Below are 26,948 nucleotides of genomic sequence, written 5' to 3' on the forward strand. Positions count from 1 at the left end.
CAGGGGTCCTCGTCTGATGAGCTGTGGCCCGGGGACACAACGGACACCCTGGGAAAGGGAGATGTCGTGAGCAACGAAAGCCTGGCCAACCTGCTTCGTGAGGAGCGCAGGTTCGCGCCGCCCGCCGACCTGGCCGCGAACGCCAACGTCACAGCGGAGGCGTATGAACAGGCCAAGGCTGACCGGCTCGGTTTCTGGGCCGAGCAGGCGCGCCGGCTGACCTGGGCCACCGAGCCGACCGAGACGCTGGACTGGTCGAACCCGCCCTTCGCCAAATGGTTCGCGGACGGGAAGCTGAACGTCGCGTACAACTGCGTCGATCGCCACGTGGAGGCCGGTCACGGCGACCGTGTCGCGATCCACTTCGAGGGCGAGCCCGGCGACGGCCGGGCCATCACCTACGCGGAGCTGAAGGACGAGGTCTCCCAGGCCGCCAACGCCCTGACCGAGCTGGGGGTTGAGAAGGGCGACCGGGTCGCCATCTATCTGCCGATGATTCCCGAGGCCGTCGTCTCGATGCTGGCCTGCGCCCGCATCGGCGCCGCGCACTCGGTCGTCTTCGGCGGCTTCTCGGCCGACGCCATCGCCACCCGCATCCAGGACGCCGACGCCAAGCTGGTCATCACCTCGGACGGCGGCTACCGCCGCGGCAAGCCCGCCGCGCTCAAGCCCGCCGTGGACGAGGCGGTCGGCCGGGTCGACGGGGTCGGCAAGGTGCTCGTCGTGCGCCGTACCGGCCAGGAGGTCGCCTGGACCGAGGGCCGCGACGTCTGGTGGCACGAGATCACCCAGAAGCAGTCCACCGAGCACACTCCCGAGGCCTTCGACGCCGAGCAGCCGCTGTTCATCCTCTACACCTCGGGGACGACGGGTAAGCCGAAGGGCATCCTGCACACCTCCGGCGGCTACCTCACCCAGGCCGCGTACACGCACCACGCCGTCTTCGACCTCAAGCCGGAGACCGACGTCTACTGGTGCACGGCCGACATCGGCTGGGTCACCGGCCACTCGTACATCACGTACGGGCCGCTCGCGAACGGCGCGACGCAGGTGATGTACGAGGGCACGCCGGACACCCCGCACCAGGGCCGCTTCTGGGAGATCGTGCAGAAGTACGGCGTGACCATCCTCTACACGGCGCCCACCGCCATTCGTACGTTCATGAAGTGGGGCGACGACATCCCCGCGAAGTTCGACCTGTCCAGCCTGCGTGTGCTCGGGTCCGTCGGTGAGCCGATCAACCCCGAGGCATGGATCTGGTACCGCAAGCACATCGGCGCCGACCACACTCCGATCGTGGACACGTGGTGGCAGACCGAGACCGGCTCGATGATGATCACGCCGCTGCCCGGTGTGACGGAGACCAAGCCGGGCTCCGCGCAGCGCCCGCTGCCCGGCATCTCCGCGACGGTCGTCGACGACGAGGCCCAGGAGGTGCCCAACGGAGGCGGCGGGTACCTCGTCCTCACCGAGCCGTGGCCGTCGATGCTGCGCACCATCTGGGGCGACGACCAGCGGTTCATCGACACGTACTGGTCGCGCTTCCAGGGCAAGTACTTCGCCGGCGACGGCGCCAAGAAGGACGAGGACGGCGACATCTGGCTGCTCGGCCGGGTCGACGACGTGATGCTCGTGTCCGGGCACAACATCTCCACCACCGAGGTCGAATCGGCGCTCGTCTCGCACCCGTCCGTCGCCGAGGCGGCGGTCGTGGGCGCGGCCGACGAGACGACCGGCCAGGCGATCGTGGCCTTCGTGATCCTGCGCGGTACGGCCTCGGAGACCGCGGACCTCGTGGCCGAGCTGCGGGGACACGTCGGCACCACCCTCGGCCCGATCGCCAAGCCCAAGCGGATCCTGCCGGTGGCCGAGCTGCCCAAGACCCGCTCCGGCAAGATCATGCGCCGTCTGCTGCGTGACGTCGCCGAGAACCGCGAGCTCGGTGACGTGACCACGCTGACCGACTCCACGGTGATGGACCTGATCCAGGCGAAGCTCCCCACGTCGTCCAGCGAGGACTGAGTACGTCTCTGAATGCGTCCGTCACGGGGCGCCCGGCCACGCGCCGGGTGCCCCGTGCGGCCTTCCGCGGCCTTTACCGTGAGGCTCACCGGAGAGGTCAGAGCACATCATGGGTACGCTGGGGGAAGTTCCACAGCGTGACGAGAAGCCCCAAGGTGCGCCGGGAAGTCTGGTCGGCATGTGTTCTGCCCTGCCCACCGACCGGAGGTCCTCCCCGTGGCCGCGCCCAGCCCCACCACCCGTAAGTTCCTCGGGCGTCTCTCGCTGCCCGAGCGGAACTTCGTCGCGGACGCGCTCCGTACCGAGACCGTCGGTGGCATCCTGCTCCTCGTCGCCGCCATCGCCGCACTCGTCTGGGCCAACACACCGGTGCGCGACAGCTACGCGAGCGTCCGTGACTTCCACCTGGGGCCCGCCGCGCTCGGCCTGGACCTCTCCGTCCAGCACTGGGCCGCCGACGGACTGCTGGCGGTCTTCTTCTTCGTGGCCGGCATCGAGCTCAAGCGCGAGTTGGTCGCCGGTGATCTCAAGGACCCGAAGGCCGCCGCGCTCCCGGTCGTGGCCGCCCTGTGCGGCATGGCCGTGCCCGCGTTGGTCTACACGCTGGTCAGCACCATCGGAGGCGGCTCGCTCGCCGGCTGGGCGGTGCCGACCGCGACCGACATCGCCTTCGCGCTCGCCGTCCTCGCCGTCATCGGTACGTCCCTGCCGAACGCCCTGCGTGCCTTCCTGCTCACCCTCGCGGTCGTCGACGACCTCTTCGCGATTCTGATCATCGCGGTGTTCTTCACCGCCGACCTGAACTTCGCGGCCCTCGGCGGCGCCGCGGCCGGCCTCGTCCTGTTCTGGCTGATGCTGAGGAAGGGCGTGCGCGGCTGGTATCTGTACGTCCCGCTCGCCTTCGTCATCTGGGGGCTGATGTACAACAGCGGCGTCCACGCCACCATCGCCGGTGTCGCGATGGGCCTGATGCTGCGCTGCACCACCCGTGAGGACGAGGCGCACTCCCTGGGCCAGCGGATCGAACATCTCGTCCGCCCTCTGTCGGCCGGTGTCGCCGTACCGCTGTTCGCGCTGTTCAGCGCCGGTGTCGCGGTCTCGGGGGACGCACTCGGCGGGGTGTTCACGCGGCCCGAAACCCTGGGCGTCGTCCTCGGACTGGTCGTCGGCAAGGCGATCGGCATCTTCGGCGGCACATGGCTGACGGCCCGCTTCACCAGAGCGGAGCTCTCCGACGACCTGGCCTGGCCGGATCTCTTCGCCGTTGCCTCCCTCGCGGGCATCGGCTTCACCGTGTCGCTGCTCATCGGCGAGCTGGCCTTCGAGGGCGACGGCGTACTCACCGACGAGGTCAAGGCCGCCGTCCTGTCCGGCTCCCTGATCGCGGCCATCCTGTCGACGGTGCTGCTGAAGCTGCGCAACGCCAAGTACCGCAAGCTGTACGAGGCCGAGGAGTTGGACGAGGACCTCGACGGGATCCCCGACATCTACGAGCAGGACAGTCCCGCGTACCACCTGCGGATGGCGGACATCTACGAGCGGAAGGCCGCCGAACACCGCAGGCTTGCACAAGTGATGGCCGGGGCAAGCGAGGAGAACGACCGTCCGGCATGATCGGACACGCACGCAAAACGTCCCAGGACAGCAACCGTCCCGAAGACAGCAACGTCCCAACGCGGCAACCGTCTCCAGGACAGCAACGTCCCCATGACCACAACGCCCCCGGACTACAACGTCCCAAGACAAAGGGAGACCGCGATGAGCGCACCCGATGGCAACCCGGTCGGCGCCGAACGCAGCATCGGCCAGTTGTTCGCCTCGGCGACGACCGAGATGTCAGCGCTGGTGCACGACGAGATCGCGCTGGCGAAGGCCCAGCTCAAGCAGGACGTCAAGCGCGGTGCGGTCGGCGGCGGCGCGTTCGCGGCGGCCGGGGCGGTGCTCATCTTCTCCCTGCCGATGCTGAGCTTCGCGCTGGCGTACGGCATCCGGACCTGGAGCGACTGGAACCTCGCGGTCTGCTTCCTGCTGTCCTTCGCCGCGAACGTGCTGGTCGCCGGGTTGCTCGCGCTGATCGGCGTCGTCTTCGCGAAGAAGGCCAAGAAGGGCAAGGGTCCGCAGAAGACGGCGGCGTCGGTCAAGGAGACGGCGGCCGTACTGCAGAACGTGAAGCCGCACCCTCGTCAGTTGAACGGGGCCGACCGAGTCGGTGAGAGCGTCGAGGCTGTGGCACGCTCATCCTCATGACGGACCCCGCCACACCTTCGGAGCAGCCCACCTCGTTCGCACGGCTCGACGTCCCCGGCGGGAAAGAGGTGACCCACCGGGACGTCGCCGCCAACGGCGCGCGTTTCCACATCGCCGAAATGGGCGACGGGCCACTGGTTCTGATGCTGCACGGGTTCCCGCAGTTCTGGTGGGCCTGGCGGCATCAGCTGGTGGCACTCGCCGACGCCGGTTTCCGCGCCGTGGCGATGGATCTGCGGGGAGTCGGCGGCAGCGACCGTACGCCCCGCGGTTACGACCCCGCGAACCTCGCGCTCGACATCACCGGCGTCGTACGGTCCCTCGGCGAGCCCGACGCGGCCCTGGTCGGCCATGACCTCGGCGGCTATCTGGCGTGGACGGCGGCCGTGATGCGCCCCAAGCTCGTACGCCGGCTCGCGGTCTCCTCGATGCCGCATCCCCGGCGCTGGCGCTCGGCGATGCTCTCGGACATGAAGCAGACCGCGGCGGGCTCGTACGTATGGGGCTTTCAGCGGCCGTGGATCCCGGAGCGTCAGCTCGTCGCCGACGAGGGTGCCCTGGTCGGCCGTCTCGTACGGGACTGGTCCGGGCCGCGGCAGCCGGACGACGAGGCCGTGGAGACGTATCAGCGCGCCATGCGCATCCCCTCGACGGCGCACTGCGCGATCGAGCCGTACCGGTGGATGGTGCGCTCGCTGGTCCGGCCCGACGGCATCCAGTTCAACCGGCGCATGAAGCGCCCGGTGCGGGTGCCGACCCTGCATCTGCACGGCTCGCTCGACCCGGTGATGCGGACCCGCAGTGCGGCGGGTTCCGGGGAGTACGTCGAAGCGCCCTACCGCTGGCGACTGTTCGACGGACTCGGCCACTTCCCCCATGAAGAGGACCCGGTGGCGTTTTCCACCGAATTGGTGAACTGGCTGAAGGACCCGGAACCGGACCGCTGACGCCCCTTCGAGCCGGGTTCGTCCAAAGCGTCCGGGCGGGCCCGTCAGGCGCTCGGCCTCGGGATAGGAACGCTTGTCCTACGAACGGCCAAATGCCTGGCGCATAGGCCAATTGGGGGCCCTGGGAGCGGTTATCGACCTTGGGGCAGGGGCAGACGTCGGGGTATGGGCTGGACGCACGACTACAGTGACGCAGCACGCAACCGCCGCTCGGCCAGTGGCCTGAGCTCCCACCAGAGGGGCGCCCCGCAGATACAGGGCACGGACCCCCGACTGGGAATCCCCCATATTCTGAGGCGCCGGGCCCGCTGGGTCTCGGCGCGCCTGCGCCACCCGCGCGGCTGAGCGTTCAAGCCCCGTCAGACCTCGGGCCACGGCCTCAGCAGGTCCGGCCGGCTCGGCGTCGAACCAGCAGGGCCCGGCGTCGACCCGGCGCTACAGCGCGCAACTGTCGCTGTCCACCTGCTGGTTGGCGGTGCGGCCCCTGGCGATGTCCTCCCGGACCTCGTCCGCGGTGAGCGCGTACCCCGTGTCGGGGTCGTCGAGGGACTTCGCGAAGACCACGCCGTACACCTTGCCGTCCGGGGTGAGCAGCGGGCCTCCGGAGTTGCCCTGGCGCACGGTCGCGTAGAGCGAGTAGACGTCGCGGCGCACCGTGCCCCGGTGGTAGATGTCCGCGCCGTCGGCCGTGATCCGTCCGCGCACGCGCGCGCCGCCGACGGTGTACGACCCGTTCTCCGGGAAGCCCGCCACGATCGCGCCGTCGCCGCTCGTGGCGTCCTTGGACGTGAACTGCAGGGCGGGCGCGCGCAGATCGGGCACGTCGAGTACGGCGATGTCGCGCTCCCAGTCGTAGAGCACGACCTTCGCGGCGTACCGCTTGCCCAAGCCGCCGATCTGGACGTACGGCTCGTCGACGCCGCCCACCACGTGCGCGTTCGTCATCACGCGGCGCTCGCCGAACACGAAGCCGGTGCCTTCGATGACCTTGCCGCAACTCTGGGCGGTGCCGGTGACCTTGACGATGGAGCGCTGGGCGCGGGTCGCGACCGGGCTCTTGGCGAGAGCGGGGTCGGGGGCCTTCACGTCGTTGATGGGTTCGTTCCTGAACGGGCTGAAGACCTGCGGGAAACCGTTCTGCGCGAGGACCGAGGAGAAGTCGGCGAACCACGTGTTGGCCTGGTCGGGCAGCGCCCTGGACACCCCTTGCAGCACCTTGGAGCCCCGGACCTCCTTGCCGAGCGTCGGCAGCGTCGTACCCGCGAGGGCCGAGCCGATCAGCCAGGCGACCAGCAGCATCGCCACGACGTTGACGAGCACGCCGCCCGTTGCGTCCAGGGCGCGGGCCGGGGACCAGGTGATGTACCGGCGCAGCTTGTTGCCGAGGTGGGTGGTGAACGCCTGGCCGACGGAGGCGCAGACGATCACGACGACCACCGCCACGACGGCGGCGGTCGTGCCGACCTCGGCGTCCTCGGTCAGGGCGTCCCAGATGACCGGGAGGAGGTAGACCGCGACGAGGCCGCCGCCCAGGAAGCCGATCACCGAGAGGATGCCGACGACGAACCCCTGGCGATAGCCCACGATCGCGAACCACACGGCGGCGACCAGCAACAGGATGTCCAGCACGTTCACTGATTCAAGCCTCGCCTCGTCACCTGGCGGTCACCGGAAAAAACATGAGAGCCACCCTGTCATGTGTGCCAGTCGAGCGGGACCCGCTTCTCGCGGTCCCACGGCTGCTCCCAGCCCGCGAAGTGCAGCAGGCGGTCGATGACTCCGGCCGTGAAGCCCCAGACCAGGGCGGATTCGACCAGGAATGCCGGACCTGTGTGGCCTCTGGGGTGCACGGTCGTGGCCCTGTTCGCCGGATTCGTGAGATCCGCCACGGGGACCGTGAAGACGCGCGCCGTCTCGTTCGGGTCGACGACTCCCACCGGGCTCGGCTCGCGCCACCAGCCCAGCACGGGGGTGACCACGAAGCCGCTCACCGGGATGTAGAGCGCGGGCAGTACGCCGAAGAGCTGGACGCCACGCGGGTCGAGCCCGGTCTCCTCCTCGGCCTCGCGGAGAGCGGCCCGCAACGGCCCGTCGGCCTTCGGGTCGCCGTCCTCGGGGTCGAGGGCGCCACCGGGGAACGACGGCTGCCCGGCGTGCGATCTGAGCGAGCTGGCCCGCTCCATGAGCAGCAACTCGGGACCGCGCTCGCCCTCGCCGAACAGGATCAGTACGGCGGACTGGCGCCCCGCACCGTTCGCCGGCGGCAGGAAGCGGCTCAGCTGGAGCGGCTCGACCGTCTCGACCGCGTGCACGACCGGGTCCAGCCAGTCGGGCAGGCCGTCCTTGCACACCGCCAGCCGGCCGCCCCGCATGTCGCTCGCGCGTGTCATCGCCACCCCCGTTCTGCTGCTCTCAACGCCTGCGCCCTCGCAGATCGTTCCGTCATCGGGCCCCGGAACCGGCCCCGGACTCGGACTCGGCCCTGGAACCGGCCCCGGGCCCGGGCCTCGGCGGAGGCGCTCATGGCGAGGGCGCTCTCAGCGGGGGTGCCGGGATGCCGCCTGCGTCCAAGTACGCCTGCGGGGGCTTGAGCCGCTGGCCCGGGAAGCCGCCCTTCTCGTACTTCAGGAGCTTCCTGGCCTTCTCCGGGTCCGTCTCGCCCTCCCCGTACGCCGGGCAGAGCGGCGCGATGGGGCAGGCGCCGCAGGCGGGCTTGCGGGCGTGGCATATGCGCCGTCCATGGAAGATCACGTGGTGCGAGAGCATCGTCCACTCGCTCTTCGGGAAGAGCGCGCCGACGGCGGCCTCGATCTTGTCCGGATCCTTCTCGTCGGTCCACTGCCAGCGGCGGACGAGCCGCTGAAAGTGGGTGTCCACGGTGATTCCGGGCCGCCCGAAGGCGTTGCCGAGGACCACGAAGGCCGTCTTGCGCCCTANGTGATTCCGGGCCGCCCGAAGGCGTTGCCGAGGACCACGAAGGCCGTCTTGCGCCCTACTCCGGGGAGCTTGACGAGGTCCTCCAGGCGCCCGGGGACCTCGCCGCCGAAGTCGTCCCGCAGGGCCCGGGAGAGACCTATCACCGACTTCGTCTTGGCGCGGAAGAACCCGCACGGCCGCAGGATCTCCTCGACCTCCTCGGGGTTCGCCGCGGCCAGGTCCTCGGGGGTGGGGTACTCGGCGAAGAGCGCCGGAGTCGTCTGGTTCACCCGCAGGTCGGTGGTCTGGGCCGAGAGGACGGTGGCGATCAGGAGCTGGAACGGGTTCTCGAAGTCCAGCTCCGGATGGGCGTACGAGTAGACCTCGGCGAGCTCGCGGTTGATGCGGCGGGCGCGGCGGACCAAGGCGGTGCGGGACTCGCTCCGGGGAGGCTTGGCGGGGGCGACTGCGACGGAGGCCTCTTTGGCCTCTTTGGCGGGGCCGGCTTTCTTCGCAACGGCCTTCTTCGCCGTGGCTTTCTTCGCGGTGGCCTTCTTCGCGACGGCTTTCTTCGCCACGCTCTTGGCCGGGCCCTTCGCCGCGCTCTCGGTGGGCACGGCCTTCTTCGAGGCTGTCGCCGCCTTCTTGGCGGACATCGTCACCTTCTTCGCCGGCGATGAATTTGCCGCTTTTGTCGTTTTCTCTGATCCGTCGGGACTTTGTTCGCCCACAGCGGAATCGCGACGTACAACCACCCGCCCAGCCCCCTTGGCCTGTGCTCTCACCGGCGATTTGGACACCCGGCCAGCCTAAAGCCCGCCACCGACATCCGGCTCGGCCCTCGGAGATCAGCCCCCAATTGGCCCCCTGCCTCACTGCTCGGCCCGCCGGTGCGGCAGACTTGTGACTGATCACACTGTTTGGACCGTCCGGCAAGATGGGAAGCACGGTCCCCTGGTACCACGGGGGAGCCACATCCCCTGAGCAGGTCGACAAGGAGAGAACTCGTGGACGACGTTCTGCGGCGCGCCCCGCTCTTCGCGGCGCTCGATGACGAGCAGGCCGCGGAGCTCCGCGCCTCCATGAGTGAGGTGACCCTCGCACGCGGCGACGCGCTTTTCCACGAGGGTGACCCGGGTGACCGCCTGTACGTGGTCACCGAAGGAAAGGTCAAGCTTCACCGCACATCCCCCGACGGCCGCGAGAACATGCTGGCCGTCCTCGGCCCCGGCGAGCTCATCGGCGAGCTGTCGCTGTTCGACCCCGGCCCGCGCACGGCGACCGCCACCGCGCTGACCGAGGTCAAGCTGCTGGGCCTGGGCCACGGCGACCTCCAGCCGTGGCTGAACGCGCGCCCCGAGGTGGCTGCAGCCCTGCTGCGCGCCGTCGCCCGGCGCCTGCGCAAGACCAACGACCAGATGTCCGACCTGGTCTTCTCCGACGTTCCGGGCCGCGTGGCCCGCGCGCTCCTGGACCTCTCGCGCCGCTTCGGCGTGCAGTCCGAGGAGGGCATCCACGTCGTGCACGACCTCACGCAGGAAGAGCTGGCCCAGCTGGTCGGCGCCTCCCGCGAGACGGTCAACAAGGCACTCGCCGACTTCGCGGGCCGCGGCTGGCTCCGTTTGGAGGCCCGCGCGGTGATCCTGCTGGACGTGGAGCGGCTCGCGAAGCGCTCGCGCTAGCCACTGCGTCTCCTACGCGTCTGAAGGGCCCTGCCGCACGGCGGGGCCCTTCTCGCATCGCCTGGGCGGGATGGCAAGGGGCGGGGAGGTGCGAGGCGCCTGTCTGACGGACGAGAGCGCCGCCCTGGTGCGCTTCGACCGCCTGGCGCTCGGAAATGACCCGGCGGTGGCGCTCACCGGCCCGCCGGAAAAATGACCTGACGCCGGGAAAAGACCTGACGCCGTTGCGCCGCCGATGCACAGTGGTCCCATGCAGAGCATGGGCCTGGACAGCCAGGGCTACATCGAGCGCGAGGGTTCCCTCGGCCGGATACCGCGGGCGTTCCGGCCGGTCGTGGCGACGGCCCGCGACCGAGTGCTGGACGTGTTCGGGGCGCGGCTGCACAGCGCGTACCTCTACGGTTCGATCCCGCGCGGCACGGCGCGCGTGGGACGCAGTGACCTCGATCTGCTGCTCGCGCTGCGCGAGGAGCCCACGAATGCGGACCGGGCGGACGCGCGCACGATCGAGGAGGCGCTCGACAAGGAGTTCCAGCAGATCGACGGGGCCGGAGTGCTGCTGGTCAGCAGGGCAGGCGCGCTGAGCGAGCTGGAGAGGTACGACCTCGGGTGGTTCGTCGCCTGCCTGTGTACGCCGCTGGCGGGCGAGGATCTCGCCGAGTACCTGCCGCGCTACCGGCCCGACTCGCTCCTCGCCCGCGAGACGAACGGCGATCTCGCCCTCTTCCTGTCCCGCTGGCGCGAGCGCATCGCCGAGGCCACGGCCGAGGTCGGGGCGGGCGACTCGGACGAGGCCGCACGGCCGCTGGTGCGCTCCATCTCCCGTCACCTCGTCCGCACCGGCTTCACACTCGTCATGCCCCGCTGGAACGGCTGGACCAGCGATCTCCACGAGATGGCCGAGGTGTTCGGGCGGTACTACCCGGAGCGGGCGGCCGAGTTGCGGGCGGCGGCGGTCGCGGCGTACGAGCCCACGGGTGGTCTCGCCGTCCTGCGGTCGTACGTGGACGACCTCGGCCCATGGCTTGCCGAGGAGTACGCGCGCGTGCACGGCATCAAGGAACCACGCCCCTAGAAGACCTCGGGCGGTCCTCAGACGGCCCTCGGACGGCCCTCGGACGGTTCTCAGGCGGTCCTCGGACGGTCAGGCGTCCTCGATGAGCCCGTGCTCCCGCAGATAGTCCAGCTGCGCCCGCACCGACAGCTCGGCCGCCGGCCACAGGGAGCGGTCGACGTCGGCGTACACGTGCGCCACGACCTCGCCAGGAGACCGGTGGCCTTCCTCGACCGCCGTCTCGACCTGGGCGAGGCGGTGGGCGCGGTGGGCGAGATAGAACTCGACGGCACCCTGGGCGTCCTCCAGGACGGGCCCGTGGCCCGGCAGCACCGTGTGCACCCCGTCGTCGACCGTCAGGGACCTGAGCCGCCGCAGGGAGTCCAGATAGTCACCGAGGCGACCGTCGGGGTGCGCGACGACCGTGGTGCCCCGGCCCAGGATCGTGTCGCCGGTCAGGACGGCCCGGTCGGCGGGCAGATGGAAGCAGAGCGAGTCGGCGGTGTGGCCGGGGGTCGGTACGACACGCAGTTCCAGGCCGCCCGTGCTGATCACGTCGCCGGCCGCCAGGCCCTCGTCGCCGAGCCGCAGCGCCGGGTCGAGCGCCCGCACCTTCGTCCCCGTCAGTTCCGCGAACCGTGCCGCGCCCTCGGCATGGTCGGGGTGCCCGTGCGTCAGCAGGGTCAGCGCGACCCGCTTGCCCGCCTTCTCGGCGGCGTCGACGACACGGCTCAGGTGTACGTCGTCCAGGGGCCCCGGGTCGATCACCACCGCCAGCCCGGAGTCCGGCTCGGCCACGATCCAGGTGTTCGTGCCGTCCAGGGTCATCGCGGACGCGTTGGGCGCGAGGACGTTCACGGCCCGTTCGGTCGCGGGGCCGGAGAGGACTGCGCCTCGCGGCTGGCCGGGAAGGGCTGTCGCGTCCGTCATGCGGGGGCTCCACCGTTGGGGATGTGCTTGGTGAACTCGTCGTGTCCGGGCCAGGTGAGCACCAGCTCGCCGTCTTCCAGGCGGGCCTGGGCCAGAACGGGGGTCAGGTCACGGCCGGGCGCGGCGGCGAGGGTTTCGGCGGCGGTGGCGTACGAGCGGAGTTGGCGCAGGGTCGCGATGGTGGGCGGCATCATCAGCAGGTCGCCCTTGTCGTACGCGTCCGCCGCGTCCCCGGGGGAGATCCAGACCGTACGGTCGGCCTCCGTGGAGGCGTTGCGGGTGCGCTGGCCCTCGGGGAGGGCGGCCACGAAGAACCACGTGTCGTAGCGGCGCGGCTCGAACTCCGGGGTGATCCAGCGGGTCCAGGCCCCCAGGAGGTCGGATCGCAGCACGAGCCCCCGGCGGCCCAGGAACTCGGCGAAGGAGACGTCCCGGGAGACCAGTGCCGCGCGGTCCGCTTCCCAGTCGTCGCCCGTGGTGTCGCCGACCACGGTGTCCGGGGTGGCACCGGCGAGCAGCACGCCCGCCTCCTCGTACGTCTCGCGCACCGCCGCGCAGACGATCGCCTGGGCGGAGGTTTCGTCGACGCCGAGCCGGGACGCCCACCACGCGCGCGTGGGGCCGGTCCAGCGGATCTGCCGCTCGTCGTCCCGGGGGTCGACGCCGCCCCCGGGATACGCGTACGCGCCTCCGGCGAAGGCCATGGAGGCGCGTCTGCGCAGCATGTGGACGGCGGTGGCGCCGTCGGTGTCCTTGAGCAGCATGACGGTGGCCGCCCGCTTGGGGGTGACCGGTGTGAGCCTGCCCTCGGCGAGCGCACGGATCCGCTCGGGCCACTCCGGTGGGTACCACTGCCCATTCGCCATGGGCGGAGGCTATCCCGTAGGGGGCTGATGTTCGAGAGGCAACAATCGGCTGCTCCAGGGGCGGCGCCCGGACGAACCAGTGCTTCCTGGTGAGCCTGATCCACGGCCGATCGGCGCCCCCGCGGGGTTCCGGTCAGCCGACCTGTCAGTGCCCCCTGAGGAACGCCCCGCGCCCCCGGAGGAACGCTCCGCGCCCCCGGAGGAACGCGCGGCCTACGCCTCCGTCAGCTCCACCTGGATCTCGACCTCGACGGGTGCGTCCAGCGGAAGCACGGCCACGCCGACCGCGCTGCGCGCGTGGACACCCTTGTCGCCCAGGGCCGCGCCCAGCAGCTCGCTCGCGCCGTTCACCACGGCGGGCTGGCCCGTGAAGTCGGTGGCCGAGGCCACGAAGCCGACGACCTTCACCACGCGCGCGATGCGGTCGAGGTCGCCCGCGACCGACTTGACCGCGGCCAGGGCGTTCAGAGCGCACGTCGCCGCCAGCTCCTTGGCCTGCTCCGGCGCGACCTCCGCACCCACCTTGCCGGTGACCGGCAGCTTGCCGTCCACCATGGGGAGCTGGCCGGAGGTGTAGACGTACACCCCGGACTGCACGGCGGGTTGATACGCGGCCAGCGGCGGCACGACCTCGGGCAGCGTCAGTCCGAGCTCGGCCAGCTTGGCTTCGACCGCGCTCACGCCTGCTTCTCGCGCTTCAGATAGGCCACCAGCTGCTCGGGGTTGTTCGGCCCGGGCACGACCTGGACGAGCTCCCAGCCGTCCTCGCCCCAGGTGTCCAGAATCTGCTTCGTGGCATGGACGAGCAGCGGCACGGTTGCGTATTCCCACTTGGTCATACGGCCGACTGTAGCCGCTGTTATCCACAGCCTCCCGCGTAGCCCGGGCACAGACTGGTTAGGCTCGAAGATGTGAGCAGGCTCCAGGTCGTCAGCGGCAAGGGCGGTACCGGTAAGACGACGGTCGCCGCGGCCCTCGCGCTCGCCCTCGCGACTGAGGGGAAGCGCGCCCTCCTCGTCGAGGTCGAGGGCAGGCAAGGCATCGCGCAGCTCTTCGAGACAGAGGCGCTGCCCTATGAGGAGCGGAAGATCGCGGTCGCTCCCGGGGGCGGGGAGGTGTTCGCCCTCGCCATCGACCCCGAGTTGGCACTCCTCGACTACCTCCAGATGTTCTACAAACTGGGAGGTGCCGGACGTGCCTTGAAGAAGCTCGGCGCCATCGACTTCGCGACGACGATCGCGCCCGGCCTCAGGGACGTACTTCTGACGGGCAAGGCCTGCGAGGCGGTTCGCCGGAAGGACAAGCGCGGGCGGTTCGTATACGACTACGTCGTCATGGACGCCCCGCCGACCGGCCGCATCGCCCGCTTCCTGAATGTGAACGACGAAGTGGCCGGGCTCGCCAAGATCGGCCCGATACACAATCAGGCGCAGGCGGTCATGCGGGTCCTCAAGTCCGCGGAGACGGCCGTGCACTTGGTGACGCTCCTGGAGGAGATGCCCGTCCAGGAGACGGTGGACGGCATCGCCGAGCTGCGCACCGCGAAGCTGCCGGTGGGGCGGCTCATCGTGAACATGGTGCGGCCCGCGATCCTCGACGAGGCCGACCTGGACCTCACGCGTGACGCCTCGCGCGCGGCCATCGCCAAGTCGCTGTCCGCGGCCGGACTCGGCGGCGCACGCCGCGGCGGCGGCGCGGAGCGGCTGGTGGGGCCGCTGCTGACCCAGGCGGACGAATACGCCGAGCGGTACGCGTTGGAGCGCGAGCAGCGGGCCGAGCTCCAGGAGCTCGACCTCCCACTGCACGAACTCCCGCTCCTCGCCGAGGGAATGGACCTGGCAGGCCTGTACGAACTCGCCACGGAACTGCGTCAGCAAGGGATCTCATGAGCTTGGACCCGGCCCGCATCCTGGACATCGACCCGCTGCTCGACGACCCGAAGACCCGCATTGTGGTCTGCTGCGGCGCGGGCGGCGTCGGCAAGACCACCACAGCGGCGGCCCTCGGACTGCGCGCCGCCGAGCGCGGGCGCAAGGTGGTCGTCCTCACCATCGACCCGGCGCGCCGGCTCGCCCAGTCGATGGGCATCGACGCCCTCGACAACACCCCGCGCCGGGTGAAGGGCATCGACGACTCCGCGGGCGGCGAACTGCACGCGATGATGCTCGACATGAAGCGCACCTTCGACGAGATCGTCGAGGCGCACGCGGACCGCGAGCGCGCGGACGCGATCCTGGGGAACCCCTTCTACCAGTCGCTCTCGGCGGGCTTCGCGGGCACGCAGGAGTACATGGCGATGGAGAAGCTGGGCCAGCTGAGGGCGCGCGACGAATGGGATCTCATCGTCGTCGACACCCCGCCCTCGCGCTCGGCCCTCGACTTCCTGGACGCCCCCAAGCGGCTCGGGTCCTTCCTGGACGGCAGGCTGATCCGGCTGCTGACCGCGCCGGCGAAGCTGGGCGGCCGCGCCGGGATGAAGTTCCTGAACGTCGGGATGTCGATGATGACGGGCACCCTGGGGAAGCTGCTCGGCGGGCAACTGCTCAAGGACGTCCAGACGTTCGTGGCCGCGATGGACACCACGTTCGGCGGCTTCCGTACCCGCGCGGACGCCACGTACAAGCTCCTCCAGGCGCCCGGCACGGCGTTCCTGGTGGTGGCGGCCCCGGAGCGGGACGCGCTGCGCGAGGCCGCGTACTTCGTGGAGCGCCTGGCCGCCGAGGACATGCCGCTCGCGGGTCTGGTCCTGAACCGAGTCCACGGCAGCGGCGCCGCTCAGCTGTCCGCCGAGCGGGCGCTCGCCGCCGCGGAGAACCTCGCTCTCGCCGCGGCTCCGTCCGCCGCGGAAAATCTTGCGGAAGCCCGCATTGTGGATCAGGAGGACGGGAAAGCTGGACTTCGTAACTCTCCCGACACGTATGGCAGTTCAGAATCTCCCGCTTCCCAGCCCGCAGTTCCCGAGGCTCTCGCACCCGACGCAGGCTCCCCCGCCGCGGACCGGATCAACGCCGAAGGGGCCGGGACGGCCCGAACCATCGACCAACTCACCGCAGACCTGCTGAGGCTGCACGCCGAGCGCATGCAGCTGCTCTCCCGCGAGCAGCGCACGCGTGATCGCTTCGCCGCGCTCCACCCCGAGGTGGCTGTGACCGAAGTGGCCGCGCTGCCCGGAGATGTGCATGACCTCGTGGGACTGCGGGACATCGGTGACCGGCTCGCGGACGGCGCGTCGCCGACCCGAGCTGAGTGAGCCTCCTGGGGCCGCGATGGGCCCCCGCTGCGTGTGCTGCGTGCCGCGTACGGTCGTGTGATGCCGCATAGCCGTGTGATGCCGCATACGGGCCGCGAAGGCCTGGTCACAGACGACCTGCACGGTGAGTGCAGCTCGCGTCGCATACGCCCTGTACTACGACTGACCTGTACGGCTGTACGGCAGATACGGCTGTACGACCTGTAGCGCTTGTGCGGCCTGTACCGCTTGTGCGGCTTTACACGGCTTTGTGCGGCGTGACCGCGGCGGGCGGTCAGCCCACCGCCGCGTAGTTCTCGTACACCTCTTCCTCGTCGAGGGGCAGCAGTCCCGCCCCCCGCTCGTACTCAGTACGCGCGGTTTCGAGCAGCCTGCGCCAAGAGGTGACGGTGGGTCGCCTGCGCAGCAGTGCGCGGCGCTCCCGCTCGGTCATCCCTCCCCACACGCCGAACTCGACGCGATTGTCGAGCGCGTCGGCCAGGCACTCCGTGCGTACCGGACATCCGGTGCACACCGCCTTGGCCCTGTTCTGCGCTGCTCCTTGAACGAACAGTTCATCCGGATCGGTAGTGCGACAGGCCGCCTGCGCACTCCAGTCGGTTACCCAGCCCATACCGGCGCCGTCCTCTCCCGAATCGAGGCTCCCCCACGGCGGCAGCGGCATATTCACCGCCGCCAGTTGAGGACGTTACGGAAGGTGGGCACAGTCAACCAGCCCCTTCGGGCCCAATCTTGAATGGCCCGAATGGACTATGGGTACGCGGCAGATCACCCAACGGAGTGACCTGAGGACATACGTAACCTTCCTGGCGAACCAGGACAGTTGAGCCGCGTCACAACGGACGCCAGATGACACATAAGGCGGATTCGGACACGCGGCCGAGAAAAAAGTTTCGGCACGACCGAAACGATTCGGGGTCGCCGGACGTATTGATACGTGGTCCTACTGCTGTGACAGTTGAGAGCAGCTTAGGCCAAGGCCTATACGCGTGTCCGGAGAATGAGAACGTAGGCTGCCCTCATGGCAAACAAGCGCTCGGGTGGGGGTCTGTCGCCGACTCAGCAGGCCGCCAAGTTCCTAGGTGTCAGCGTGCTCGCAGGAGCCGTCATGGCAGGTATCGCCCTGCCCGCGGCCGGCGTGCTCGGCCTGGCGGCCAAGGGTTCGGTCGAGGGGTTCGACGAGATCCCGGCCAATCTCAAGCGGCCGCCGCTCAGCCAGCGCACCACGATCCTGGACAACCAGGGCGGCCAGATCGCCACGGTCTACTCACGCGACCGCACGGTGGTCGACCTCAAGGACATCTCGCCGTACATGCAGAAGGCGATCGTCGCGATCGAGGACGCCCGGTTCTACGAGCACGGCGCGGTGGACCTCAAGGGCATCCTGCGCGCCCTCAACAAGAACGCGCAGAGCGGCGGAGTGACCCAGGGCGCGTCCACGCTGACGCAGCAGCTGGTGAAGAACGTCGCAGTGGAGGAAGCCGGTGACGACCCGACGAAGGTCGCCCAGGCCACGCAGCAGACCATCGGCCGCAAGATCCGCGAGCTGAAGTACGCCATTCAGCTCGAGGAGGAGTTCGGCAAGAAGCAGATCCTCGAGAACTACCTGAACATCACGTTCTTCGGGCAGCAGGCCTACGGCGTCGAAGCCGCGTCCCAGCGCTACTTCTCCAAGTCCGCCAAGGATCTGAAGCTGGAGGAGGCCGCGCTGCTCGCGGGCGTCGTCCAGTCACCGACCCGCTACGACCCGATCAACGACGAGACGGAAGCCACCAAACGGCGCAACATCGTGCTGCAGCGCATGGCCGACGTCCACGACATCTCCCAGGCGGAGGCCGACAAGGCCAAGGAGCAACCGCTCGGCCTGAAGGTGAGCAAGCCCAAGAACGGCTGCATCACCGCGGTCAAGGGCTCCGCGTTCTTCTGTGACTACGTGCGCGAAGTGGTGCTCACCGACCCGGTCTTCGGCAAGACCAAGGCGGCCCGGGCCAAGGTCTGGAACCAGGGCGGTCTCACGATCCGTACGACACTCGACCCGCAGTCGCAGAAGTCGATACAGGATTCGATCAAGACGCACGTCAGGAAGTCGGACAAGGTCGCCACGGCCGCGACGCTGGTCGAGCCGGGCACCGGCAAGATCCTCGGGATGGGCCAGTCGAAGCCGTACGGCTACGGCAAGAACCAGACCGAGTACAACTACTCCGTCGACGCGTCCATGGGCGGCTCGAACTTCGGCTTCCCGACCGGTTCGACCTTCAAGCCCTTCCTGGCCTCGGCCGCCCTCGAGGAGGGCAGGCCGGCGACCCAGTCGTATCCGGCGCCGTTCGAGATGCCGTATCCCGACTCGGTGCAGACCTGCAACGGGAAGGCGTGGCGGAACTCGGCCAACGCCACGGTCGAGAACGAGGACGAGTCGGAGGTCGGCCCGTACCGGCTGAAGCAGGCCATGGAGAAGTCGGTCAACACCTACTTCGTGGAGATGCTCGAGGACATCGGCATGTGCCCGGTGTCCAAGATCCTCGACAAGCTCGGCGTGGTGCAGGGCAACGGCACCAAGCTGCCCATCGTCCCGTCCTCCCTCACTCTGGGCTCCACCGGCATCTCGCCGCTGACGATGGCGAACGCGTACGCGACCTTCGCCAACCGCGGCAAGTACTGCACGCCGGTCGCCATCGAGTCGATCAAGCAGCGGGTCGGCGGCGAGACGAAGTCGCTGAGGGTGCCGAAGTCGACCTGCAGGCGAGCGATGTCCGAGACGACGGCCGACACCATAAACACACTGTTGAGCGGTGTGGTCGACTCCGGTACGGGTCAGCAGGCCGGCCTCACGGACCGCGCCAACGCGGGTAAGACGGGTACGACCGACGAGCGCAAGAACGCCTGGTTCGTCGGCTACACGCCGAACCTGTCCGGCGCCGTCTGGGTCGGCAGCGCCACCCAGAGCGTCAAGATGACCAACATCACGATCGGCGGCGTCTGGCACGAGAAGGTCTACGGCGGCCAGGTGCCCGGCCCGATCTGGAAGGACGCCATGACCGGCGCCCTCGCGGGCAAGCCGTCCCCGGGCTTCAACCTCGTCAACATCCCCGACCCCGACAAGGACAAGGACAAGGGCAGGGGCGAGGACGACGAGGACAATAACGGCAACGCCGGCAACGGGAACGGCGGCGACAACGGCGACTTCCCGTTCCCCGACCCCACCTTCACGATCCCGGACGACTGGACGATCGGCGGAAACGGCAACGGGGGGAACGGGAACGGCGGGCGGTTTCCGTAATCCCTGAGCGGTACGCAAGTGGGGCGCCCCTTGATGCGAGGGGCGCCCCACTTGCGTATGGAGGTATGGCTGCGTGGAGCGGGCCGACGGGCCTCAGCCTCAGCCTCAGCCTCAGCCCGGAGTGCTCCCCGTTCGGGCGTCAGCCGCCGGCAAGCAGCTTCTTGACCGCGGCGGCGACGCGGCCGCCCTCGGCCTGGCCCGCCACCTTCGGGTTCACGATCTTCATGACCTGGCCCATGGCGCGCGGCCCCTCGGCGCCCGCCGCCTTGGCCTCCTCCACAGCCTGGGCGACGATCTGCTGGAGCTCGTCGTCGGACAGCTGCTTGGGCAGGTAGTCGGCGAGGACCTCGCCCTCCGCCTTCTCCCGCTCGGCCGACTCGGCACGACCGCCCTGCGCGAAGGCCTCGGCCGCCTCACGGCGCTTCTTCGCCTCCCTGGCGATCACCTTCTGTACCTCGTCGTCGGAGAGCTCGCGCTTCTCCTTGCCCGAGACCTCCTCCTTCGTGATCGCGGCGAGGGTCAGCCGGAGCGTCGAGGAGCGGAGCTCATCGCGCCCCTTGATCGCGGCGTTGAGGTCTTCCTGCAGCTTCGACTTGAGCGTGGTCATGGTGTTGATTGTCGCAGGTGTGGAGCGAGGGCCGCCCGTGGATTTCGGGCACCCCCTCCGATGACCTCCGGGCCCCTCCGGTGGCTTCAAGGGTGCGTGCGGTCTGACACGATGGTCGTATGCGCGCGCGATACGGAGTACCCCTGGGAATCACGGCGGTCGGTGCCGCCGGGCTGTTGTACGCGGCGGGCTTCGAGGCCCGCTCCTTCCGCCTCCGGCGGGTGACGGTCCCGGTGCTGCCGACGGGTATGCGCCCGCTCCGGGTCCTCCAGGTCTCCGACATCCACATGGTGAGCGGCCAGCGCAAGAAGCAACGCTGGCTGCGCTCACTGGCCGGGCTGCGCCCCGACTTCGTCATCAACACGGGCGACAACCTGTCCGACCCCGAGGGCGTGCCCGAGGTCCTGGACGCGCTCGGGCCCCTGATGGATTTCCCGGGCGCGTACGTCTTCGGCTCGAACGACTACTACGGGCCCAATTTCCGCAACCCCGTGCGGTACTTGTTCGAGAAGGCACAGGGACGACACGGGCTGAACGGAAACCCTCCCGTCGTCGGCGCGATCCACAATCCGTGGGAGGACCTGCGCGACGGGTTCGACTCGGCGGGGTGGCTGAACCTGACGAACGTACGCGGCGCCCTGAAGATCGAAGGCGTCGAGATCGAGCTGACCGGCATCGACGACCCGCACATCAAGCGGGACCGGTACGCGCAGGTGGCCGGCGGCCCCTCCGCCTCGGCCGATTTCTCCATGGGCCTCGTCCACGCCCCCTACCTGCGCTCGCTCGACGCCTTCACCGCGGACGGCTACCCCCTGATCCTGGCCGGCCACACCCACGGCGGCCAGGTCTGCCTCCCCTTCTACGGCGCCCTCGTCACCAACTGCGACCTGGACACGGACCGGGTGAAGGGCCTGTCCACGCACACGGCGTCCGGACGGACGGCATACATGCACGTATCGGCGGGCTGCGGCACGAACCGCTACACCCCGATGCGCTTCGCGTGCCCCCCGGAGGCGACACTGCTGACGCTGACGCCGCGGGAGTGACGGCGCGGGGGTCACACGTCGCCGCCGACCACCCGAAAACCGGATTTCGTCTCCGGCCACCGGTGGGCTAAAGTAAACGACGTCGCCAGGCACAGACCACTTCAGTGGCCTGCAGGCAGCGACATCGGGGTGTAGCGCAGCTTGGCAGCGCGCTTCGTTCGGGACGAAGAGGTCGTGGGTTCAAATCCCGCCACCCCGACAGTGAAACGCCAGGTCAGGGGCCTGATCCGCTCAGCGGGTCGGGCCCCTGAGTGGTTCCTGGAGATCGCTGCAAGAAGGTCTGGGGCGACTACACCGGCAGCGGCTTGGAGTGTGACGAGTACCCCTTCGCTTCCACGGAGGAAGGGTCCACCAAGGGCGACAAGCGCTTCTCTGTCCGGTTGATCACCGGCACGGACAACCGAAAAGGCGGAGCGCGCCTCAACGAGGTGTACACCCTCAACCGCGTGCTGAACGGCGATCCCTTCTACGTGAAGATCACCAACTAGCAGGAAGGCCCACTGAGCATGGCTCTTCTCGCCGAGCACAACATCACCGCCACCCCCGGCCGCCGTGTTCTGGAGGTCTATGACGATGACGCCTACCTCGGCGACGAAGCAGCCCTGGACGCTGCAGAGACACAGGTGGTGGCCGGCAACGGCTACCACGTGTACCTCCTGAGCCTGCAGCCGGACATGAAAGTCCAGATGACGATCCGCATCTGGGACACACCACCCGACCCGCCCGCCGACGCCGAAGGCCACACCGACGTCAGCCTCGAATCCGAAACAGGCATCCTGGTCATCGGGCAACTCGACCGCGGACCCGCCGACGAGATCACCCTGCCCCGCCCTGGCGTCTACGAGGGCCACGCCTGGTGGCAGGGCCGCCAGGCAGCAGCCGACTACTACGACACCACCCTCGACCAGCTCACCGACGGCTCCCCGGAAGACCAACTCACCGAAGCCTGGAACAACTGCCCCTTCACCGAACGCTACGTCCTCGACCTCGCCTACACCCGCGAACCCGAACCCGTCGATGAAGACGACCTCTGAAATCCGTACGGGCCGGTGTGACAGCCGCCTCGAAAGACCCGCCTTGATGACTGCGAACGCTGGCATGATGCGCGCTCATGAGAACGAGAGATGACAGTGACGAGGCGTACGTAGTCGGCTTGTGCAGCCAGGTGCTCGGCGACACCGCACTGACCCAGCACAAGTTCGACTGGCTGCAGGGCGACCCCGGGACGGGCGGCCGACGTGCCAAACTGCCGGTCGACGCCTACTGGCCCGGCCACCAACTCGTGGTCGAGTACCGGGAACTCCAGCACGACCAGCCCATGCCCCACTTCGACAAGCCCGACAGGCTCACTGTCAGCGGCGTCCACCGGGGCGAGCAGCGGGCGATGTACGACGCCCGGCGTGATACGGAGATTCCCGCGCACGGACTGCGGCTGATCGTGATCCGGCCGGCCGACCTCGATGCGGACGGTCGCGGACGACTGCGCCGTAACCGGGAGGCGGACCTGGCTGCGCTGAAGAGGATCCTTGCACGCCACAGCGACGAGGACAGGGTCACCGACGCCTTCCGTACGTGGCTTCTTGCCGAGGGCTGGACACCGGTTGATCCCACGGACCGTTGGACCGATCTCGAAGCCGTGCGCGGCGATGAGCGGCTGATCTGCGAAGCCAAGGGCCGCACCAGTGAGAAGGGAATCGACGCCGACATCGCCTACGGACAGTTGCTGCGGCGGATGACGAGCCAGGAACTCCACACGCGCTACGCGCTGGTGGTGCCGTCCTCGTCCGTGAAGGCCGTCGAGCGCGTTCCGGCGCATGTTCGCAAGCTGTTGCGCATCGACGTGTACGAGGTGACGGACGACGGCGTGGTACGCCGACCGTCGGCATAGAGGGGTCCCGTCCCAGACCGCTGCGCCCCATCGCAAGGCAGTCAGCCGCAGGACGGCCAGTTCGGTGGCGGATTCGCGGAGCTGGCGCCGTCGGGCGCCCCGGGCTCAGGATGTGGGCCAGTGCTTCGGCGGGGATGCCTTCGGGTCGGTGATCTGCAGACGGTTGTGGTGCGAGGGATCGACGGCCGTAAGGGAAACGAGCCGCTGCCCGTCTGCCTCCTCCAGCTCGGCCAGAGCGTGCGGAAGCGCCGCACACACAGTGGCTATAGCGGTGCCGAGGCCGACCAGGCCACCGTGCTTGTTGTTCTGGCGGTACTGGATGCGGTGGAGTCCCGATCGCGCGATCGCCTCGACCTCCATGGGCCAACTCAGCGATGAGCGGCGGCAGCATCTCCAGAGAGACGCGGGCACCTCAGCGCGTCGAGGACCGTCTCGGGCCCCTCGAAGCCGACGTCGGGTGCCTCACGGGCGTCGATCGCCACGAGGAGATCGGCAAGCGCCTCGTAGGAGACGCCCGTGGTGAAGTACGCGTTCCACTCCGGCATCGCGGAGGCGGCATGGCCGCGGGCGCTCCGCTGCAGGCAACGGGCAGACCGCCCAGCTCGAACGGATAGGCCGCGAGGATCCACTCGGCCCCACGCAGCCCATCCGGGCTTACGTAAAGAAGGGTGTGACGGGATGTGGGCCACATGCGCCAGCCGAGGTCGGACAGGGTGTCGCCGATCCGTTCGGCGAGCACAACGTCGTCACCGGCCAGATGACGCGGGGTGACCGAGTACTCCGGGTCCGGCAAGTCCGGTCGGGAGCGGTCGCTGAAGTGGTACGGGAGCAGGGGCGCCTCCATGGGCTCGTAGGGTGGAACATTGGCTCCAGGATCACTGGCATCACTTCGTTGACCAGGTCCTCCGGCAAGGTGTTGCAGGTTGACACAGCTGCGCAGCTGCTCACCAGTCGTTTCGGGATCTTTCCTGCCTGCCTGCGGCGAACTGGTGGATGGATGGACATGTAGGGTCTCAAGTTTCGCGTCGGAATCTCACGCCTGGTGCCGGATGGAAGTCAGATCCGACCTGACGCTGAGACGTGCAGCCGCGCCGGGAACAGCGGGTCCGGCCAGCACCGTTGCATCGACCGAGGGATCGGCGCTGCACGGGCGGGGAACTCGGAGACCACAAGGTCATCTGCCCCGACAGGATCCGGGCCCCGGGATCGCCGTACGCCCGCCGCACACTCGGACCAAGACGTATTTCTGCAGGAGGACTGCTTGATGACTGACCGGCCCTTGACGCTCATGGCGGTGCACGCCCACCCCGACGACGAGGCCACCGGAACCGGAGGGGTCCTCGCGCGGTACGCGGCGGAAGGCATCCGCACGGTTCTCGTGACGTGTACCGACGGCGGTTGCGGTGACGGGCCGGGGGGTGTCAAGCCGGGCGATCCCGGGCACGATCCGGCGGCCGTCGCATTGATGCGCCGTCAAGAACTCAAGGCGAGTTGTGACGTCCTGAAGGTCAGCGATCTGGAGATGCTCGATTATGCCGACTCCGGGATGATGGGCTGGCCGAGCAACGACGCCCCCGGATCGTTCTGGCAGACCCCCGTGGAGGAAGGCTCTGCCCGACTCGCGGAACTCATGCGGCACTACCGCCCTGATGTGGTCGTCACCTATGACGAGAACGGCTTCTACGGCCATCCCGACCACATCCAGGCCCACCGCATCACGATGGCGGCGCTGGAGATGACCGCGCTGACACCGAAGGTGTACTGGACCACGATGCCCCGCTCGGGGATGCGGCGGTTCGGGGAGATCATGCGCGAGTTTCATCCGGACATGCCGGAGCCGGATCCTGCGGAGGCCGCCGCGATGGCCGAGATCGGCCTCCCCGACGATGAGATCACCACGTGGGTGGACACCACCGCGTTCAGCGGCCAGAAGTTCGACGCGCTGGCCGCGCACGCCAGTCAGGGAGAGAACATCTTCTTCCTCAAGATGGGCAAGGAGAGGTTCGGCGAGTTGATGGGCATGGAGACCTTCGTACGTGTCCAGGACGCCACCGGCGCGGCCGTACCCGAGAACGATCTGTTCGCCGGACTGCGCTGATCCACTCATCCGGGGCGGAGCCCTGGAGAGCTCAGCTGGCACCAGCAAGTGCGGAATCAGCCCGTCGGATTCGGGCTGAACCGCAGGGCGTTGAGCCGTAGACTTCGGCAGTCAACGCCGACGAGGTCCGGCCATTGCGCGCGCCCACGGGGGAGGAGATCGCATGCAGGACCCTTCGGACTCGATGGGGATCGCCGAGCCTGAGGAGAACGGCCGGGGCAATACCGCCGACTCACCTGTTGTGGACGATCCGACGTCCAACTCGGACATCGACTCGACGGCGGCGTCGACGGTCCTGGTGGAGGTGCTCCCAGGGGTGGCTGTCGTCGCCGGTGAGGTCCCGCCGGAGCTGAAGCCTGATCTGATCGACTTTGGGATCGTGCCGGCTGCCGACCGCAAGCAGATCTCAGCGATCCTCGCCTCGATCGGGAACGCGGCAACCGTGGTCGGCAATCTCGGAAACGCGTTCGCCGGCGTGCAGGGGCTTTACAGGATCGGCGACACGGCACAGGCCCTGCTGAACAGCGGCGCGACGCTCGCCGTCAAGGACGGCGGGAACCTCGGAGCGGTGATGGTTCCTGGCCGCATCCTGCATCAGGCCCGCTTCTACCCGGTGAATGCGGTGAGCAAGGCGCAGACCGCGGCCTCGATCGGGCCGGCGCTGGCCATGGTCGGCCTTCAGATGATGCTGAGTGAGGTCTCGGGCCTCGTCAGGACCAACCTCGCGGTGACAAGTCAGGTCCTCGCCACCATCCGCAAGGATCAGTGGGCCGAACTGACGGGGCTCGTCGCCGCCATCGATCGCGCGGTCGACCAGGCGCGAGAGATCGAATCGGTCCCGACGTCCTTGTGGGAGGACGTCGCGGGCAGTGGAGCGCTGCTGCAGAAGCAGCTTGAGCTCTACCGAGGGAACGTCCGCGACCACGTCAGGCAGATCGGTCGGGCCGACGCACGCAGCCACCGTGAGTACCTGCAGACGAACGCCGAGGCGATCGCCTTCGATGCCTACGCCCTCCTGTCCTCCCTCAAGGCATGGACCGGGTATCACGCGCTCCGCGCCGCGAGGGCGAGAGCCGCTGGACGCGAAGACGCCGCCGAGGCGCAGTACGCCAAGGTCATCGCGCGCGACACCCGCGCGGAGTTCGACTCCGCTCTCGCCGAGACGACGAGCCTCGTCGACGCGCTGACGCGGGAGCTGCGGATCACCGCCGAACTCCCCGGACCCGACGCATGGCCGCTGCCGGGGAAGCGGAAGGACGTAAAGGCAGCCCGCGAAGTCTCCGCCCGGCTTCTGGAGGCGATCGAGCCTCTTGCCGATACTCTCCATCCGCCGGCCCCTCCGCTCGAGGCTCCGGGCGTCGTCTGCGCACCCGCATCGCTGGATTCAGAGCCGTACCTTCGCATCCTGCGATGGCTCCTCGAGGACGGTGAGGCCCTGCGTGTCCTCGGGTTCCCCGACCAGCTCGATGCCCTCGGTCCCATTTCCGCGATCGTCGGCGGAGCGAAGGAGAAGTTGGCGGCAGCGAGGGACAAGGCTGCGGCAAACACACTGGTCGCCGTCACGGATCGCCGCATCATCACGGCCAAGACGAACGCATTCCTTGAGCAAGCCGAGATCCGTCAGGACATCCCGATTGACCAAGTGCGATACGTCCGAGCAACGACCACACAGGACAGAAACGCGCGCTTGGCGATCGACCTCATCACGCGCGACGAGAACATCCGGTGGCTCTTCCACGCTGACATAGACAACACTCAAGTGGACGCGCTCGCCGCCGTGCTTGCCGAGTCGATGACGATCCCGGACTCTGAACGCGATGAGTTGCAACGGCGGCGCTACGCCCCCATCGAGGCGGGCGAGAAGAGCGAGAGTACTGGCCCGAGGTCTACCGAACCGACTGGATCCGAGGCCACGAGCTGCGATGCCGAGTAGGCCCCGAGCCGGCGCTTGACCAAGGTCTACGAGGATTGTTCCGTTAGGGAAGTTGGAGCGTTCTACTCGGGGGTTGCCTTCGTGACCAGGTCGGTTGGCAGTGCGTGGTGTCTCATCAGCGGCACCAGGGGGGAATCGGCCGCTCCCCTGGCTGCTGCTGGGGCCTCCGTATGAGACTCCGGCAC

General features: G+C 68.9%; 27 protein-coding genes, 1 tRNA gene and 1 pseudogene. 17 read left to right on the plus strand and 12 right to left on the minus strand.

Annotated features, from left to right (window positions below):
• The first annotated feature begins 21 nt into the window (after nt 1–21).
• From acs to FGD71_RS48925, 5 genes are all read left to right on the plus strand, one after another.
• The gene (gene acs, locus FGD71_RS18305) at nt 22–2,022 is read left to right on the plus strand and encodes an acetate--CoA ligase (protein WP_119101591.1); all 2,001 of its coding nucleotides are present in this window, start codon (nt 22–24) and stop codon (nt 2,020–2,022) included.
• A 216-nt stretch (nt 2,023–2,238) separates the two neighbouring features.
• Complete coding sequence (gene nhaA / locus FGD71_RS18310) at nt 2,239–3,636, plus strand: Na+/H+ antiporter NhaA (RefSeq protein ID WP_119101518.1); 1,398 nt, start codon at nt 2,239–2,241, stop codon at nt 3,634–3,636.
• A 144-nt stretch (nt 3,637–3,780) separates the two neighbouring features.
• Nucleotides 3,781–4,269: a phage holin family protein gene (locus FGD71_RS18315; protein WP_119101519.1), complete on the plus strand. Its 489-nt coding sequence runs from the start codon at nt 3,781–3,783 to the stop codon at nt 4,267–4,269.
• Nucleotides 4,266–5,216, plus strand: a complete 951-nt coding sequence (locus FGD71_RS18320) for an alpha/beta fold hydrolase (RefSeq protein ID WP_119101520.1) — start codon at nt 4,266–4,268, stop codon at nt 5,214–5,216. Before FGD71_RS18315 ends, FGD71_RS18320 begins: the two co-directional genes overlap by 4 nt.
• Before the next feature lie 165 nt (nt 5,217–5,381).
• A complete protein-coding gene (locus FGD71_RS48925; RefSeq protein ID WP_119101521.1) occupies nt 5,382–5,561 on the plus strand; it encodes a hypothetical protein in 180 nt (59 codons plus the stop codon).
• 90 nt (nt 5,562–5,651) lie between these two features.
• Here the strand turns inward: FGD71_RS48925 and FGD71_RS18330 are convergent, their stop codons facing one another.
• From FGD71_RS18330 to FGD71_RS48935, 4 genes and pseudogenes are all read right to left on the minus strand, one after another.
• Nucleotides 5,652–6,851: a MarP family serine protease gene (locus tag FGD71_RS18330; RefSeq protein WP_119101522.1), complete on the minus strand. Its 1,200-nt coding sequence runs from the start codon at nt 6,849–6,851 to the stop codon at nt 5,652–5,654.
• Nucleotides 6,852–6,910: 59 nt separating this feature from the next.
• Entirely contained in the window at nt 6,911–7,606 is a 696-nt protein-coding gene (locus FGD71_RS18335) for an NUDIX hydrolase (RefSeq protein ID WP_119101523.1), read from the minus strand.
• A gap of 130 nt (nt 7,607–7,736) precedes the next feature.
• The coding region (locus tag FGD71_RS48930; protein WP_425329666.1) for an endonuclease III domain-containing protein at nt 7,737–8,152 on the minus strand (416 nt) is incomplete at its 5' end.
• A 1-nt stretch (nt 8,153) separates the two neighbouring features.
• A pseudogene (locus FGD71_RS48935) lies at nt 8,154–8,788 on the minus strand (endonuclease III domain-containing protein); the annotation flags it as partial.
• Between the two features lie 351 nt (nt 8,789–9,139).
• On the opposite strand from FGD71_RS48935, the gene FGD71_RS18350 reads away from it, so the two are divergent.
• A complete protein-coding gene (locus FGD71_RS18350) occupies nt 9,140–9,814 on the plus strand; it encodes a Crp/Fnr family transcriptional regulator (RefSeq protein WP_006382668.1) in 675 nt (224 codons plus the stop codon).
• A gap of 250 nt (nt 9,815–10,064) precedes the next feature.
• Entirely contained in the window at nt 10,065–10,889 is an 825-nt protein-coding gene (locus FGD71_RS18355; RefSeq protein ID WP_119101592.1) for a nucleotidyltransferase domain-containing protein, read from the plus strand.
• A gap of 69 nt (nt 10,890–10,958) precedes the next feature.
• Here the strand turns inward: FGD71_RS18355 and FGD71_RS18360 are convergent, their stop codons facing one another.
• The 4 genes from FGD71_RS18360 to sp36 all read right to left on the minus strand — a co-directional run bounded on the left by FGD71_RS18360 (nt 10,959) and on the right by sp36 (nt 13,503).
• Nucleotides 10,959–11,798: an MBL fold metallo-hydrolase gene (locus FGD71_RS18360; protein WP_119101524.1), complete on the minus strand. Its 840-nt coding sequence runs from the start codon at nt 11,796–11,798 to the stop codon at nt 10,959–10,961.
• Nucleotides 11,795–12,664, minus strand: a complete 870-nt coding sequence (locus FGD71_RS18365) for an NUDIX hydrolase (RefSeq protein WP_119101525.1) — start codon at nt 12,662–12,664, stop codon at nt 11,795–11,797. The genes FGD71_RS18360 and FGD71_RS18365 overlap by 4 nt, the downstream gene beginning before the upstream one ends.
• 213 nt (nt 12,665–12,877) lie before the next feature.
• On the minus strand, nt 12,878–13,345 hold the full coding sequence (locus tag FGD71_RS18370; RefSeq protein WP_119101526.1) for a RidA family protein: 468 nt from the start codon (nt 13,343–13,345) through the stop codon (nt 12,878–12,880).
• Entirely contained in the window at nt 13,342–13,503 is a 162-nt protein-coding gene (gene sp36 / locus FGD71_RS18375; protein WP_003975360.1) for a Sp36 family protein, read from the minus strand. The genes FGD71_RS18370 and sp36 overlap by 4 nt, the downstream gene beginning before the upstream one ends.
• Nucleotides 13,504–13,575: 72 nt before the next feature.
• Here sp36 and bagA point away from each other — a divergent pair, with 72 nt between their 5' ends.
• The gene (gene bagA, locus FGD71_RS18380) at nt 13,576–14,553 is read left to right on the plus strand and encodes an ATPase BagA (RefSeq protein ID WP_119101527.1); all 978 of its coding nucleotides are present in this window, start codon (nt 13,576–13,578) and stop codon (nt 14,551–14,553) included.
• A complete protein-coding gene (bagB, locus tag FGD71_RS18385) occupies nt 14,550–15,914 on the plus strand; it encodes an ATPase BagB (protein ID WP_119101528.1) in 1,365 nt (454 codons plus the stop codon). Before bagA ends, bagB begins: the two co-directional genes overlap by 4 nt.
• A gap of 274 nt (nt 15,915–16,188) precedes the next feature.
• Here the strand turns inward: bagB and wblA are convergent, their stop codons facing one another.
• Complete coding sequence (wblA, locus tag FGD71_RS18390; protein WP_059133594.1) at nt 16,189–16,527, minus strand: transcriptional regulator WblA; 339 nt, start codon at nt 16,525–16,527, stop codon at nt 16,189–16,191.
• A 408-nt stretch (nt 16,528–16,935) separates the two neighbouring features.
• Between wblA and FGD71_RS18400 the strand changes: the two genes are divergently transcribed.
• Nucleotides 16,936–19,191 carry a transglycosylase domain-containing protein gene (locus FGD71_RS18400; RefSeq protein WP_119101529.1) on the plus strand — a complete coding sequence of 752 codons (2,256 nt, stop codon included), beginning with the start codon at nt 16,936–16,938 and terminating at the stop codon, nt 19,189–19,191.
• Between the two features lie 139 nt (nt 19,192–19,330).
• Here FGD71_RS18400 and FGD71_RS18405 read toward each other — a convergent pair whose 3' ends face one another.
• On the minus strand, nt 19,331–19,798 hold the full coding sequence (locus FGD71_RS18405; RefSeq protein WP_119101530.1) for a GatB/YqeY domain-containing protein: 468 nt from the start codon (nt 19,796–19,798) through the stop codon (nt 19,331–19,333).
• A 119-nt stretch (nt 19,799–19,917) separates the two neighbouring features.
• On the opposite strand from FGD71_RS18405, the gene FGD71_RS18410 reads away from it, so the two are divergent.
• The 5 genes from FGD71_RS18410 to FGD71_RS18430 all read left to right on the plus strand — a co-directional run bounded on the left by FGD71_RS18410 (nt 19,918) and on the right by FGD71_RS18430 (nt 22,732).
• Nucleotides 19,918–20,844: a metallophosphoesterase gene (locus FGD71_RS18410; RefSeq protein ID WP_119101531.1), complete on the plus strand. Its 927-nt coding sequence runs from the start codon at nt 19,918–19,920 to the stop codon at nt 20,842–20,844.
• Nucleotides 20,845–20,969: 125 nt separating this feature from the next.
• Nucleotides 20,970–21,043: transfer RNA gene (locus tag FGD71_RS18415), tRNA-Pro, on the plus strand.
• A gap of 52 nt (nt 21,044–21,095) precedes the next feature.
• Nucleotides 21,096–21,332, plus strand: a complete 237-nt coding sequence (locus FGD71_RS18420) for a NucA/NucB deoxyribonuclease domain-containing protein (RefSeq protein WP_119101532.1) — start codon at nt 21,096–21,098, stop codon at nt 21,330–21,332.
• An 18-nt stretch (nt 21,333–21,350) separates the two neighbouring features.
• Nucleotides 21,351–21,878, plus strand: coding sequence for a hypothetical protein (locus tag FGD71_RS18425; protein WP_119101533.1), 528 nt, complete (start codon nt 21,351–21,353; stop codon nt 21,876–21,878).
• Between the two features lie 77 nt (nt 21,879–21,955).
• On the plus strand, nt 21,956–22,732 hold the full coding sequence (locus FGD71_RS18430) for a hypothetical protein (RefSeq protein WP_119101534.1): 777 nt from the start codon (nt 21,956–21,958) through the stop codon (nt 22,730–22,732).
• Nucleotides 22,733–22,837: 105 nt separating this feature from the next.
• On the opposite strand, the gene FGD71_RS18435 is transcribed toward FGD71_RS18430, so the two are convergent.
• Both FGD71_RS18435 and FGD71_RS48945 read right to left on the minus strand, forming a co-directional pair.
• Nucleotides 22,838–23,092 carry a hypothetical protein gene (locus FGD71_RS18435; RefSeq protein ID WP_240436645.1) on the minus strand — a complete coding sequence of 85 codons (255 nt, stop codon included), beginning with the start codon at nt 23,090–23,092 and terminating at the stop codon, nt 22,838–22,840.
• 8 nt (nt 23,093–23,100) lie between these two features.
• Nucleotides 23,101–23,277 (minus strand): hypothetical protein, encoded by a 177-nt coding sequence (locus FGD71_RS48945; protein WP_240436646.1) that lies wholly within the window; start codon nt 23,275–23,277, stop codon nt 23,101–23,103.
• A 719-nt stretch (nt 23,278–23,996) separates the two neighbouring features.
• On the opposite strand from FGD71_RS48945, the gene FGD71_RS18445 reads away from it, so the two are divergent.
• Together FGD71_RS18445 and FGD71_RS18450 are read left to right on the plus strand one after the other, a co-directional pair.
• Nucleotides 23,997–24,830, plus strand: a complete 834-nt coding sequence (locus FGD71_RS18445; RefSeq protein WP_119101535.1) for a PIG-L family deacetylase — start codon at nt 23,997–23,999, stop codon at nt 24,828–24,830.
• Between the two features lie 184 nt (nt 24,831–25,014).
• Nucleotides 25,015–26,763 carry a hypothetical protein gene (locus FGD71_RS18450; protein ID WP_240436647.1) on the plus strand — a complete coding sequence of 583 codons (1,749 nt, stop codon included), beginning with the start codon at nt 25,015–25,017 and terminating at the stop codon, nt 26,761–26,763.
• Nucleotides 26,764–26,948: the final 185 nt, after the last annotated feature.

This window comes from Streptomyces sporangiiformans, from assembly GCF_005768555.2.
Taxonomy (GTDB): Bacteria; Actinomycetota; Actinomycetes; order Streptomycetales; family Streptomycetaceae; genus Streptomyces; species Streptomyces sporangiiformans.